Below are 13,304 nucleotides of genomic sequence, written 5' to 3' on the forward strand. Positions count from 1 at the left end.
TACAAATAGCTAGTACGGCAGGGAGAAAGGCTAGCGCTATCCGCTAGCTAGCGGGACAACTCGCCTCTACGGGAGTGGCAAGCTCCCGTAGTTCCCTGAGAGGGCGTAACGAAAGCCGCCACGAAGATGAGCCAGAGCGCAATGTTCCTCAGAGGATTTTTGAGGCGAACGGAATCTTGCGCACCAGGGAGGCCAGCGCGTAGCAGAGCGGAACCCCAACTAGCGCGGCCAGGGCAAATTTGAGTAACGCCTCGGCATGGAAGCCGCGTAGAGCAAGCGCGAACAGGACAATAATAGGAATATGGATGATATAAACTGTAAAAGACTGCTGCGATAGCATGCGATCAAAGCGATTCTGACGATTGAAGAAGCGGCGGAACAGAGTAATCGCGCCAAGGCAAATTCCCACAGAGAAAGTGCTGTCCCAGAGCGCATATACCGCTGATTGCCAGGTTCCGTGGCCCAGAAAGGCAGTTCCACCGGAGAGGGCCAGGGGAAAGAGCACAAGCGTCGCCAGCCCAGCAGCCACGAAGCCAATTTTTCCCATAGAACCCGGAATGGTAAGAAACCAGTTCTGGCGAAAGGCGATGGCGCCCAGGACGAAGAAACTGAGGTACTGCGGCAAGAAAGAGAGCGTCGGGAAACCGAGAATCGGGATAAACATGCCCATCGGTACCACGATACACATCATATAGTTTGCTAGCGCCAGGCCCAGAATAAAGAGGCCTACAGCCAGGTAGGTTGGTGGCCTTGACGTGCGCTCGCCGATTTGAACCCGGCCACGTATCAGCCAGCGCCAGATGATATAGCCAAGATCAAAGATCAGGAGCATCTCCGCAAACCAGAGCGGACCTACGCCAAGCGCCTCAGGAAATTGCTGCCAGCTAGCCAGAGGCGTCAGGTGAAAAAAATTCCCGGGCGTCGGGCTCAGCAAGGGACTGATACTCGCAAGCGGGCTGAGCACAAACACATAGGCAAGCGTCGGGATGCCCAGACGCACCAGGCGATCCTTATAGAAGGTTCCCGGCGTCTTGCGCTCAAAGGAACCGGGAGTAAAGTAGCCGGAGATCAAGAAGAAAAAGCCCATAAAGTAGGCCTGATTAAAGAGTACAAACACCAGGAACACCAGGGATGCTAAGCGGTCCTGCGGGCCAGGAGGCTCTACGTAGTAGAAAGCCGTAGTAGCCCCATAGATCACGGCCAGGTGGTGCAAAACCACCAAAACCGTCAAGGCGACCCGCAGGTTATCGAGGAAGAAGATGCGCACACGCTTGCCCGCTGGCGAGCCTGGCCGGGCCAGGCTCGTATTACTATCAACGCTCGCTGCTGATGTCTGCTCTTGATAATATGACATGCTCAACTCTTCCCTTTCAGGGTATGAGAAAGCCCCGCTGGTACTTGTGCTCGCTTTAGCGGGCGGCAAAGGCCGAGCGCAGACCCTTGCCATTGACAATCACGACCACGCCGAGTAGAAGCAGCCCACAGACGCCCTGTTCAATTTTCATCCAGAATGGGAAGACACCGGGAAGCACAATGATGACGATAATAGCCACCAGCATGATCGCCGAGACGATCCGCAGCCGTAGATATCCACGACTGGAGCCACGGGCCATTTGTAGAGCAAAGATGAGCGTGAGCAAGGCGCTGGCCGCGACAATTGAGCCACGTATCCAGACCGCTGGAGTAACTAAGGCAACGTTGTTGCGCATAAAGATGGCAAACACGAGAGTGAGCACGCTGATGGCGAGATAGCAGCTGACAAGCAGCTTCACGCTACGTAGCGCTGTCTGACTATGTTCCAGGCGTTCTTCGCTTATATTTGAAGGCTTCAAGGTGATGATCCTTTCGTTTCATTTACAAAGTTATTGTTTATTGCTTCGGCCTCCATCTGGAGTGCTCGTTGAGGGGAGTATAGCTGACAAACACCTCCCAGCGCCTGACCCATCAGACACAAATCGAAGCCTATTTCTGGCCTGGGCAATTTAGACTAGCGCTATAGATCAATTAAGAAGACCTATGACCAGAGCCATAGGCCCTGTCGAGAAGATCTATGCCCAGCAACACTGGTAAGAGAAAAGTTGGTGGAGTATACTACGAAAAGCGTATCTCTTAGCATTGGTGGGCATATATATGACAGACAAGCAAGCACAAATCATGCAAACGCAATCCGCGCTAATAGGCTGGTTCTCGCAGTGGGCCGCCTATTGCGTTGCAGGCGCAGCCTATATCTTTGGGCTCTTTCTAATCCAGCACACCCTGGTCAGCTTTCTGCTTCTCACGGGCATCTACGGAGCCTGGATCGCGACCCTTTATATAGCGAGGAAAGATTGGCATCCTGGCTGGTGGCTTGTGCTGTTTTGCCTGGCCTGCTTCTCCCTCTTCACTCCATTGCCAAGCGCAAACGTCTACTGGCTGCCGATCTTACCTACGGAGACTGCTTGTTTGCTGGTCGTGCTCAAACCACGCTATCTCGGTCTATTGCTCGCAGGCACTCTCTGGGTGGGTACAGGCCTAACTCTTAGCCTTGTAAACAAACAGTTGGATATCGGTGCGCAGATCATCCTCTTGATCTCGTTCAGTTCCATCTGTGGGTGCACGTTGATGATCCAGGAACTCGCCCTGGCTCATACGCGCCTGCAAGAGTATAGCGCACAGGTGGAGGAACTTTCGGTAGTGCGCGAGCGCAACCGGATTGCCCGTGAAATTCACGATACGCTGGGCCACGCCCTGACCTTACTGGCGGTCCAGTTGGAAACTGCAACGCAGTTCGAAGCGCGCGGCGATCCCCGTCTACGCGAGAAACTGCTGGAAGCACGCAGAGTAGCCAAAGCCTGCCTTACCGACGTCCGTCACTCTGTCGAGGCCCTCAGACCCGATGAGGCCTTGCACGGTTCGCTACAGGAGCAACTGCGCAAGCTGGTGGCCGAATTTGAAAGCAACTGCCACGGAACCAACATTACGCTCGATCTGGAAGAAGCGACGCAACCTCTCAACCCGGAACTCTCTCTGGCGCTCTATCGCTGCGCGCAGGAGGCCTTGACCAATATTCGCAAGCATGCACATGCGACGAAGGTGTTGCTGCGCCTCTCGACGAGCGCTGAGCAGAAGGGAGAGGTAGAACTGACCATCCTTGACAATGGTCAGGGAGGCGCTCCTCTCCCTGAGCAAAGCACTTCTGGCTTCGGCCTGCTGGGCATCCGCGAACGCGTTGCACTCCTGAACGGAACGCTGCAAGCCGGCCCGGATTCCAGGGGCGGTTGGCGCGTCGAAGTGGTGCTTCCACTCAACAAAAACCAGGGGCGAGCAAGGATCAGCGCCCCAAGAACACATGATACCAGGGAGAAGGTGTAACCACATGGTAGAGCAAATCCGCGTGATGATTGTAGATGATCAGCGCTTGCTTTGCGAGGGCTTCCGCGAACTTATCGAACTTGCCCCAGATCTTGAAGTAGTAGGCATAGCCAGCGATGGTGAGGAAGCCTTGTCCACGGTCAAATGTCTTGCCGCCAGGCAAATGGCTCCCCATGTAGTGCTCATGGACGTGCGCATGCCGCATATGGATGGCATTCAGGCCACGCGGGCCTTCAAAGAGCGCTGGCCCGAGATCCGCATTATCATCCTTACCACTTTCGATGATCGAGAGCTTATCCAGTCAGGCCTGCAAGCTGGCGCTCAGGGCTATATACTCAAGGACATCACTGCCGAGCAGCTCGCCATGACCATTCACGTCGTCGCCCAGGGTCAGTTTCTCCTACATCCTGACGTTGCCAATAAAGTCATCGCCGCCTTTTCCTCGGCACCTGACGAGCCAGCCACCACCCCTGGACGCCCTACGTCAAGCGGCCCGAGCGACGTAGCGGCCCTGACTGAGCGCGAGCGGGAGGTCCTGGCCTTACTTGTGCGCGGCGCTTCCAATCGTGAAATCAGCGAGTCCTTATATATCGCCAGCGGCACCGTCAAAAACCACCTGAGCAACATCCTGGGCAAGCTAGGCGTGCGCGATCGTACCCAGGCCGCGCTTAAGGCTAAAGAGCTAGGCTTGCTGTAGGCAAAGCCCGGCTACACGCTATCTTCTCAAGAGGAGGAAGAGGCGTTGCTCTTCTCAAGTGACAATGCTGCCCGGAGAGCAAGATCTGAGAAGTTCTTTTCTGGCAGGCCTGCTATAATATGCTTGAGGCTGAGCCGGTGAGCGCCAGGGGTAGCAAAACGAAATTTACCTCATTTCGCCAATATCACGTTAAGGAGGAACAGTATGAGTATTCTTGCTGAGGAAAGGTTGTCAGATTCGCCATATGTAGCAAGTATTTCCTTTGGTCATACGGTGAGAGATGGCAGCACCATACGTCCTTCTATAAGCCATTGGCACATGGTCCTGCGCAAACTGCATGGCAAGGTCGATCTACTCGTCGTTGGGCCATTAACGAGTGCGAGCCCGCTCTCCTATACCGAGGGCGCTGAACTACTCTGGATCAAATTCAAGCTGGGCACCTTTTTGCCCCATCTACCCACAAAGCTCATATTAGATAAAGAGACGGAGCTCCCAGGGGCGACGCGGCAATCCTTCTGGCTCTCCGGCTCAGCCTGGCAATTTCCCGATTATGAAAACGCCGATACATTCGTTAATAGGCTCGCCCGCGCTGGGGTGCTGGCCTATGATCCCCTTGTCAATGCCGTGCTAGAAGAAGAGCAAAAGGAGCGCGCAAAAGATGTGCCCGAACGCACTTTGCGCTATCGCTTTGCACGCTCGACAGGCTTAAGCGCTAGCTACATTCGGCAGATGAGGCGCGCCCAACATGCCTCTACCCTCTTAAAAAACGGAGTCTCTATTCTCGACACCGTAGATGAGGCCGGCTACTTCGATCAAGCGCACCTGACCAAATCGCTGAAGCAATTCATTGGCTATACCCCGGCGCAAATCAGTCGCTTAAGTCCACATTCCAGCCATAAAAAATGGAGCGATGAGTGCTGAGCAAGCATGCAGGCGTCCTCTTGCTCTCTATTAAAAACTGCTATCTGCGTACCGCAAACGGTATTTGCAAAAACTTCAGTCTTCCCAAAAAGAGCTTCAACTTGCATTCATTTATGGCCTTGAAAGATCGCGTCCTATACCAAATTTAGTTTGCCGTTTGATACAAGACAAGCCTCTCACCTTGAGATACTATAGCTATGTTTTCCCAAAGAGCCGAAAACACAAAATAAAGGAGTAGCATAATGGGAAAAATTGCTACAGAGTTCTCAATGTCGCTGGATGGCTTTGTCGCCGGCCCCAACGATGAGGTAGAGCAGGTCTTCAAATGGATGATGAGCGGTGATACAGAAATTACCGCCGTAAAAGGTGATGGAGATATCGAGCTCAAAGTCCCCGAAGAGAGTGCTAGCATCTTTGAGGAAGATTATAAACGCTTTGGCGTGATCGTGGCCGGGCGCCGCATATTCGATATGACCCACGGCTGGGGAGGCAAGCACCCCATGGATGTACCCATAATTGTGGTGACACATCAGCCCCCACCAGAATGGTGCAAACCGGAATGGCCAGTAACTTTCGTCCACGATGGCCTGGAAAGCGCCCTGGCTCTGGCCCGCAAGATCGCCGGTGAGAAAGACGTTGCAATAGCCTCCACGACGCTTGTACAGCAGTGTCTCAAGGCCGGCTGGCTCGACGAAATTCTTGTCGATCTTGTGCCTTTTCTGCTCGGCAAGGGTGTGCGCCTATTCGCCGAACTTGACGCGCCCCTTGAGATGGAAATCGCCAGCGTGGTGCCCTCAAAAGGCGTTACCCACATCACCTACCGCATCAACAAGTAAGAAATTAGCGCAGTGGCAAGATAGCTTCTTCTTGCCACACGCAGATAAGCCCCAACAAGTCCGGAAAGGTTTGCTCCATTGCCAGGATTTCCGGACTTGCTGCACGTCACAGCGCAAAAACTTACGTGCTCTTATCTTCCTGCAGGGAAATCTTTCAACAAGGTTGAGCTTGAAAGTTTCAAGGTCTCAGGCTTATCGCTTCTGCTTTTGCAGGCGTGCTAAACGCTCATTATCCTGCTTCAAACGGGCTTCGGCCCTGGCAAGCAGCTCGGCAATTCTTTCCTGGGGCCAGATGACCACACCATCATCGTCAGCAATTACCAGATCGCCATCACGAATCACCTTGCCGCCAATCGAGACAGTACCTCCGACGATGGCCGGTCCATTTTTCTTAGGCGCCGTTGGCGTGACACCACGACACCAGACGGGGAAGTTCATTTCGCGAATCTCACGAGAATCGCGTACCAGCCCATCAGTTACCAGGCCGGCAATACCGCCATTCTGCATTTGCAAGGCCATCAAGCCACCCAGGGTAGCCATATGCGATGTGCTACCGCCTGCGATGACGAGGACCGTGCCGGGCTCAGGCAGATTCTCTAGCACCTTGCGGACAGATAGATTATCATTCTGACTCATCAGAGCCACATAAGCGGGGCCGACGACCAACGAATTAGGCTGCAGAGGAAGTATATTGTTGGGGAGAACGCCCTCGCCCGAGCTTGCATCGGAGGCAAGGGTTGCGTTAAGCCACTCTGGAAATTTTTCCATAAATCTTTGTGCTAACCTCTCATAAATTGCATTTCGCTTGTTCAGTATATCCCCTCAAAAGGTCGAAATACAATGCAGCACTCGCTTCAATCCAGCCTGAGAATAAACTCTTCCACTTCCTGGTTGCGCGCATTGGCGAAGCCCCGGTCCTCACCGATTCGTACAAAGCCAGCTTTTTCCAGGACACGCAGAGAGGCAAGGTTATCCTTTATGGCACGCCCATACACCGGGCGGACTGCGATACGCTTGAGTAAGATCGCCAGGGCTGCGCTGGCAATGCCTTTGCCCCAATAGGGCTTACCTAGCCAGTAGGTAACTTCTGAATGGCCCTTCTCATTTTCATAGATCGAGATCGAGCCGGCTACTTCGTCAGCATAGAGGATGGTCTGAATAATATTGGCTTCATTGGCCAGATTCCTGTTCCAACGAGCCGTAAAGGCCTCTTTATCGGCAGGATCTTTGGGCGTAAAAGCTGCCATATAGATTGCCTGTGGGTCAAGTTGCTGCTCAAAGAAAATGGGGAGGTCGCTCATCATAACGTCTCGCAAGCGAATAGTGGGGGTAACGGCTTCTTTCATGATATCCTTTCTTTTTGCCAGCCAGGATTGTCTTTGGTGCTCAGCGATATTTATATAGTATGGATGTTCTAGTATATCACATCTGTGGTCAAATGTCAGTATAGAGCCGCTTCTGCCATCAGGCAAACACAGCCGGCTCGCGCAAAAGTCTGGCTGAGAAGAGATAAGATGTGAGCATTTTTCTTCTCGTTGTCACATCTTCTTACGTTTATGCATCCTATTCTGTAGAAACGCAAAGGAGACTTCTATGCAACAACAATCACTTCCCGATCAGCCCGAAACAAGCTGGTACAAGGGACGCTTGAAGAAGATACGGCTACTTCGACTTCTGACGGGCATATTGCTTCTCTGCCTTATCTTGTCCTTCTTTATCGGAACGCTTTTTCGTTCTCCCTTTCGCGATATTCCATCTCTTGTAGTATTTGTGGTGTTCTCACTACTCATGAGCGGGTTTGCGGTAAGCGAGATTATGACCAATTGGGGGCCGGTGCCAGTAGAGGCTATCAATCAGTTGCGCCAACACGAACGATCTCTCCTGTTTCAGCAAGCTCAAGGAGCCTTGCCCTGGCAGTATCGGCTCTGGGTTCGTGGACTTGAATTGCTTCTGGCTGCCTTCAGTTTTGAGCTTGCCGCTGGTCATACGATTTTAGTTATGCCAGAACGGGCTCAATGGGTAATCGGAGGAGTATATTTTTTAGCCGGGCTCGGCCTCCTGGCTGATATATTCTACTTTAAGCCGAAACAAGCCAGACAGCTTGCAACAAAGAGCGCCTCAGAGCTCTCTTTTCGTTTGAGCAGCGGTGAAGCTACTGGGGAAAACCATTCAGACTCAGATATGTGACCTGGCAGAGCTTTCAGAAGCGCGGTTGTGTCTGTGAGCATCTTGCCTTGAAGCATCGATTCCATAACACCATGTCTACGCGCTAGAGAGGCTTTTCCCAGGTTATACTGGCGATCTGCTGGCCCAGGGAGCCTATCCACTCAAGAATAAAGCACATATTCTCACAAATCAATATGGCAGTTTTACTCTGCGTCTAGCCGAAAAAGATGCTTCGTTTAGCGAACGCTGCTCGAATGGGTGCCGCATCAGCGCGTACAAGCACTTCCTTGATTATGTAGACACTTCCTCTAACTGAGGAAAAGATATCATACTGTTTTCGTATGGTCAATCCATATCCCTTGACGAGAGGTTATCGCCAAAATGAATAAGCCATCAGCGAGAAAGGGCAGGACGCAGAGTCAAACGTTACCGATCTGCTGCAATCCCGCTTTCAAAAGCTTCGTGATCCTCGTCTTCTAGACCAAATAAGGCTTCCTGCAAGGCGAACGTCCCCACATAGAAACGTGCTCGCGACAACACCGCCTCGATTCCTGGATAATGGACAGAAAAGCGTTCAAGAAATGGCTCTCCATAGCAGACAGGACTGAGAATAGCAGCAAAATCGACAGCGGGATCACCCCATCTGACTTCGCTGAAGTCGATGATCCCACTAATGCTTTTCGTCTTGGCGTTGTAGAGAATATTAGTTCGCCCAAAATCGCCATGAACGAGGGTGGGTGCGTAGTGACAGTTGCGCTCATCACTCAAGAAATTTTCGAACTGCTCAGTGACCAAACTGCGAGCTTCTGCCCGCATGAAAGGGAACAGTCTACTCCGAAAGCGGTTGTACAACTCTCGCCACTCTTCACATCCCTGGAAGGCTGGAAGCTCCACCTCAAGTGCTTCCACAGGGATGGCATGGAACTGGCGGAGAAACGTCGCTAACTGATCTGCCAGGTGCTGCACTTCTTCATCTTTGAGGGTTGGGAGCGTTTCGGGCCAAAGTGGTTCTCCTGGCAGCAGACGATATCCCATAAAGACATGGCCAATAGAAGCGGCTTGCTTGCTCTGATAAATGGGATCAGGAATGGGTAGCGTCACATGATGTTGTACACTCCGCAAAATAGCGGTTTCTGTGACCAACTTGGCCGCCTCACGCGGTGTTTTAGGAAAGCGAAAGATGCTCTCGTCGTTCACGACAAGAATATCATTGAACTGGCCACTCTGATTGAGCTGCACGGTTTCAATGGTGAAATCAGGATAGGCAGCGTGGATCGCCCGGATATACGTTGATGGCTTGTCCATGTGCTCTCTGTGCCCTTTCTGGTGATGGTTCGTTCGTATCTTAGCCTATTACCTCGGGCTCGTCAACTGATTCACGGGGATCATGCACGATGGATTTGCTCGTGCATGCATGCCATTCGACTTCTCGCTCTTCATCACCGCTTCGGGCTTCCTCAATGCACTCCAGTTCCTGTTTTCTGCGATGGAGAAGACACAGGACATCTTCTCGTGTAAACACAACCACATTGTACAAGAGAAATCACACGCACTGAGACCTCCTATCCGTTCGCTTCAGCACCATAGGTAAATTAACTATCCCTAATGGCGGGCAAGCAGATTCTCTTTTTGCCTGGAGAAGTGCTAAATGAGAAGCAAGCGAGCATGAGCTCTCCCCGAAAATTCCTGAGCTGGCTCATGCCCCGCCTTCACAAAGTTAGTTCCAGGTTAGATAAATTTGCTGGCAGCCATAGGTTGTGAGGTTGAAGGTATAGAAGAAGCGCTGATCAGGCACCAGGCGCAGATTAGGGAAATAGTGGGTCAAAGTCTCAAAGGCAATGCGACCCTCCAGGCGAGCCAGCGGCGCGCCCACACAGAAATGCACTCCATGACCAAAGGCCAGATGATGATTAGGTTGACGATTGCCTATATAATGCTCAGCCTGCGGAAAACGCTCCTCGTCGCGATTGGCCGAAGCATACAGCAAAAATAGCCTGGTCCCAGCCGGCAAGCGCTGACCGCCAACTGTCACTTGCTGAGTAGTCGTACGGAAAAATCCCTGTACGGGTCCGCGCAAGCGCAGGATCTCCTCAATCGCAACAGGAATATACTCAGGATGCGCACAAAGCTCCTGCCAGCGTTCCGGCTGCTCAAGCAAGACAATCAGGCCGCTGCCGATCAAATGCGTGGTAGTCTCGTGGCCGGCCACAACTACGCCCATTATCTGGCGAATAAGCTCAGGCAGGGATGGTTGCTCCTCGCCCTCCTCGCCGGAACTGATCAGATCAGAGATCAAATCCTGAGCCGGCTTTTTTCGCCTCTCCTCAAGGAGCTGAGCATAATAGTGCTGAAGCTCTACAAACTGACGCGCACAATCTACCTGCTGCTCCAGAGGTAAGGTTAGCGATAATAACAAACGTGCAGCATCGCTGCGCGCTTTGATCATCTCTAGATCTTGCAGGGGAACCCCGACAAGCGTGAGGATGATTTCCAGGGGAAGCGGATAGGCAAACTGAGAAATAATCTCTACGCGACCGTCCTCACGAAAAGCATTCGCTAGCCTGATTGCCACCTCCTGGATGAGGGGTTCCATGCTCTTGATACGGGCCGGAGCAAAGGCTTTCTGGAATGGAGCGCGCTGCCTTTTATGCCTGGCTCCATCGCTATTAATAGTTGCAGTCACAAACTGATAGCCCTTCCTCAGTTCAGCCAGGGTCTGCTCATGGAACTTCACAGGAAAATCGAGGGCTTCTTTTGAAGAGAAATATTCTGGCTGCGACAAAATGGAACGAATATCGTCGTAGCGCGAAACGAGATAGGCATTGAGCTCGGGATTGAAGGTGATCGGTTCCTCTTGTCTGATCCGGGCGTAAAAGGTATAGGGGAGCTCTACCTGGGTATGTACCGGGTCAAAGCTTGCTCCCAGCGGCGGACGTTGCGAGGTCAAGATAATCCTCCCTTTTCTCTAACATGCCAACCGAACATAAAAACAGCTTATTCTCCCCAAATATAGTATATTGCAAGATTCATTGTCAAGAAAAAACTTATGCACATTCAACTCACGATCTGGATGTCAGGTCAGATAAAGATAGGAGGAAGAGAGCCTTTTAGCTGCATGCAACACTTGACTTTTAGTAAATGTAATGCTATTTTATGTTCGGTACTCCACATATTCGTAAAAATGTAGTAATATCCTCCCATTCACTAAATTTTCGTTCTTCCCTTTTACTTCGCAGGAAAGCGCTAGATTGGGCTGCCTATGTTATATAGCGAGCCACGCATATGGAGTTTTCAGGTGACATTTTCCTAGTTCAGCATTTCAGAAATCCAGGATACGAAGCACAGTACAAATTAAGATAAGGAGCCTCTTCATGTCTACCGAGTTTTCCGCCGAGACACAGGCCTTTCTTACCTCCTTCAAAGCTTTTATGGACAAGGTGACAGAGCACGCAGCATCCCGCCAGGAAGGTGATTTTATACCCCACCTGAAGGAACTTTTTGCGCAAGATCTGAAGACTTTGCCTGTCGTTAGCGAGCAGTTCGAAACCACCGATCAGCCCAACTTACATGTCGCGCTTACCAACCTACTGAGCCGCGAAGGCTGCTCATACGAGATCCTGGGAATTGTTTCTCCCTATGAGCACATGGGAATCAAACTTGCTTATCTCATCGATAAAGATCGGCCTCACAAGTTCACTGTAGGGCCGGTTGAGTATCTCAATATCATGCTACATGACGGCCAACCTCTTACCTGTATCCAAATGGGACTGTATCTGATCCGCCGGGCCGGGCAGCCGCTTGCTCTGCTGGTGCAGGGGCCAAACTTGCAGAGCTTTCGGGCCAAGGTACGCATCGAAGTAATGACCCTTCAGCGCGAAGTAGGCGAGCGTTTTCTCTCCGAACTGCGCACAGAGATGAGGATGCGCAACGTCTATCGGGGGCACGTCATTTCGCTGGGCACGGATCAAGACGGCCTGACTGTCAAATTTCACCATCTACCAGCTGTCACGCGCGAGGATATCATTCTTCCAGCCGGCATCCTGGAAAGGATCGAGCGGCAAACCATTGGCTTCTCGCAGCATCGCGATGCCCTGCTCGCCGCCGGACGGCACCTCAAGCGTGGGCTTCTGCTCTACGGACCTCCAGGCACCGGCAAAACCCTTACCGCGCTCTATCTGGCCAAACAAATGACTGATCGCACAGTGATTCTGCTCACCGGGCGCGGGATCGGCCTGCTTGAACATTCCTGCACGCTGGCCCGGCTCCTGCAGCCGGCCACAGTGATTCTTGAGGATGTTGACCTGATTGCCGAGGAACGTACTCGCCACGAAGTAGGCTGCTCTCCGCTCCTCTTCGAACTGCTCAACCAGATGGACGGCCTCTCCGATGACGCCGATATCCTGTTCATTCTAACCACGAACCGACCTGAAATTCTAGAGCCGGCCCTGGCCAGCCGCCCCGGCCGCATCGATCAGGCCAGCGAACTGCCTTTACCAGACCGGTATTGCCGCAAGCGTCTCATTGAGCTCTATGGGCGAGGCTTGCAGCTCCACCTACAACAATTAGAGCGGTTGATCGACCAGACTGAGGGAGTCAGCGCGGCTTTCATCAAGGAAATGTTGCGCAAGGCTACTCTGCTGGCCGCCGATGAGCAACAGCAAACCGCGATTGTTGTCAGCGATGCACATGTTGAGGAAGCACTTAAGGAGCTCCTGTTTGAGAGTGGAGAATTAACCCGGCAGTTGTTGGGAGCCGGCCAGGCCAATCAGGCTCGCTGAGAGGCTCTATCACAGGCACAACAAATCAGCACTCCTTGTTGAGTGCTCACTGAATATCCTGAGCAATTTCTAGGCGGTTCGGCCTTCCCTATCTGGGCGTAACCGCGTCAGGCAGGGGAATGAGGTAGCTCTCTTTGACTGCCTGTAGAAATTGCTCAACTGTCTTGTGATTGACAAGATAAAAGACCTGCTTGCCCATCCGGCGCTCTTCGACGAGCCCGGCGTCACGAAGCTCTTTGAGATGATAAGAAAGCTTCGATGGCGCAATATTATCCAACTTCGGGCGCACATCTAGATATGGACATAACGCATAAGGCAACTCAGGATGCGGAGTCGAGATACAGGTCTCGTCTCGCCCCTTGATCAATATGTCAAGAATGCGCAGTCGGATTGGATCGCTCAGCGCCGAGGCAACCTTTGCTAGCAATAACTTCTGCTCCATGTCCATAGTATAGCATATTTTCCCTTGACATAGCAAAAAAATTTGCAGTATAATACTCGCACATTCCAATTTTTTTTGAATAACTTTTTTATAAACCTGGCAAACAATGACAT

Annotated in this window: 13 protein-coding genes; 6 read left to right on the forward strand and 7 right to left on the reverse strand. The window is 52.1% G+C overall.

Annotated features, from left to right (window positions below; all coding sequences use genetic code 11):
• Positions 1 to 148: 148 nt before the first annotated feature.
• Both EPA93_RS05595 and EPA93_RS05600 read right to left on the reverse strand, forming a co-directional pair.
• Positions 149 to 1,354: an acyltransferase family protein gene (locus EPA93_RS05595; RefSeq protein ID WP_165422897.1), complete on the reverse strand. Its 1,206-nt coding sequence runs from the start codon at positions 1,352 to 1,354 to the stop codon at positions 149 to 151.
• Positions 1,355 to 1,409: 55 nt separating this feature from the next.
• Complete coding sequence (locus tag EPA93_RS05600) at positions 1,410 to 1,832, reverse strand: hypothetical protein (RefSeq protein ID WP_207229453.1); 423 nt, start codon at positions 1,830 to 1,832, stop codon at positions 1,410 to 1,412.
• A 322-nt stretch (positions 1,833 to 2,154) separates the two neighbouring features.
• Here EPA93_RS05600 and EPA93_RS05605 point away from each other — a divergent pair, with 322 nt between their 5' ends.
• From EPA93_RS05605 to EPA93_RS05620, 4 genes are all read left to right on the forward strand, one after another.
• Positions 2,155 to 3,351, forward strand: coding sequence for a sensor histidine kinase (locus tag EPA93_RS05605; protein ID WP_165422898.1), 1,197 nt, complete (start codon positions 2,155 to 2,157; stop codon positions 3,349 to 3,351).
• Positions 3,352 to 3,355: 4 nt separating this feature from the next.
• Positions 3,356 to 4,048 carry a response regulator gene (locus EPA93_RS05610; RefSeq protein WP_129886104.1) on the forward strand — a complete coding sequence of 231 codons (693 nt, stop codon included), beginning with the start codon at positions 3,356 to 3,358 and terminating at the stop codon, positions 4,046 to 4,048.
• Positions 4,049 to 4,252: 204 nt separating this feature from the next.
• Positions 4,253 to 4,969, forward strand: a complete 717-nt coding sequence (locus tag EPA93_RS05615; protein ID WP_129886105.1) for a helix-turn-helix domain-containing protein — start codon at positions 4,253 to 4,255, stop codon at positions 4,967 to 4,969.
• A gap of 242 nt (positions 4,970 to 5,211) precedes the next feature.
• A complete protein-coding gene (locus EPA93_RS05620) occupies positions 5,212 to 5,805 on the forward strand; it encodes a dihydrofolate reductase family protein (RefSeq protein WP_129886106.1) in 594 nt (197 codons plus the stop codon).
• Between the two features lie 192 nt (positions 5,806 to 5,997).
• Here EPA93_RS05620 and EPA93_RS05625 read toward each other — a convergent pair whose 3' ends face one another.
• Positions 5,998 to 6,573 (reverse strand): RraA family protein, encoded by a 576-nt coding sequence (locus EPA93_RS05625; protein ID WP_129886107.1) that lies wholly within the window; start codon positions 6,571 to 6,573, stop codon positions 5,998 to 6,000.
• 86 nt (positions 6,574 to 6,659) lie between these two features.
• The gene (locus tag EPA93_RS05630) at positions 6,660 to 7,151 is read right to left on the reverse strand and encodes a GNAT family N-acetyltransferase (protein WP_129886108.1); all 492 of its coding nucleotides are present in this window, start codon (positions 7,149 to 7,151) and stop codon (positions 6,660 to 6,662) included.
• 247 nt (positions 7,152 to 7,398) lie between these two features.
• Between EPA93_RS05630 and EPA93_RS05635 the strand changes: the two genes are divergently transcribed.
• The gene (locus EPA93_RS05635) at positions 7,399 to 7,992 is read left to right on the forward strand and encodes a hypothetical protein (protein ID WP_129886109.1); all 594 of its coding nucleotides are present in this window, start codon (positions 7,399 to 7,401) and stop codon (positions 7,990 to 7,992) included.
• Between the two features lie 405 nt (positions 7,993 to 8,397).
• On the opposite strand, the gene EPA93_RS05640 is transcribed toward EPA93_RS05635, so the two are convergent.
• Both EPA93_RS05640 and EPA93_RS05645 read right to left on the reverse strand, forming a co-directional pair.
• Positions 8,398 to 9,276 carry a phosphotransferase family protein gene (locus tag EPA93_RS05640; protein WP_129886110.1) on the reverse strand — a complete coding sequence of 293 codons (879 nt, stop codon included), beginning with the start codon at positions 9,274 to 9,276 and terminating at the stop codon, positions 8,398 to 8,400.
• Between the two features lie 412 nt (positions 9,277 to 9,688).
• A complete protein-coding gene (locus tag EPA93_RS05645; RefSeq protein ID WP_165422899.1) occupies positions 9,689 to 10,918 on the reverse strand; it encodes a cytochrome P450 in 1,230 nt (409 codons plus the stop codon).
• Between the two features lie 424 nt (positions 10,919 to 11,342).
• Between EPA93_RS05645 and EPA93_RS05650 the strand changes: the two genes are divergently transcribed.
• Positions 11,343 to 12,749 (forward strand): AAA family ATPase, encoded by a 1,407-nt coding sequence (locus EPA93_RS05650; protein ID WP_129886112.1) that lies wholly within the window; start codon positions 11,343 to 11,345, stop codon positions 12,747 to 12,749.
• A gap of 88 nt (positions 12,750 to 12,837) precedes the next feature.
• On the opposite strand, the gene EPA93_RS05655 is transcribed toward EPA93_RS05650, so the two are convergent.
• Positions 12,838 to 13,197 carry an ArsR/SmtB family transcription factor gene (locus EPA93_RS05655; protein WP_165422900.1) on the reverse strand — a complete coding sequence of 120 codons (360 nt, stop codon included), beginning with the start codon at positions 13,195 to 13,197 and terminating at the stop codon, positions 12,838 to 12,840.
• Between the last annotated feature and the right edge of the window lie 107 nt (positions 13,198 to 13,304).

The sequence above is a fragment of the Ktedonosporobacter rubrisoli genome, assembly GCF_004208415.1.
Classification (GTDB): Bacteria; Chloroflexota; Ktedonobacteria; order Ktedonobacterales; family Ktedonobacteraceae; genus Ktedonosporobacter; species Ktedonosporobacter rubrisoli.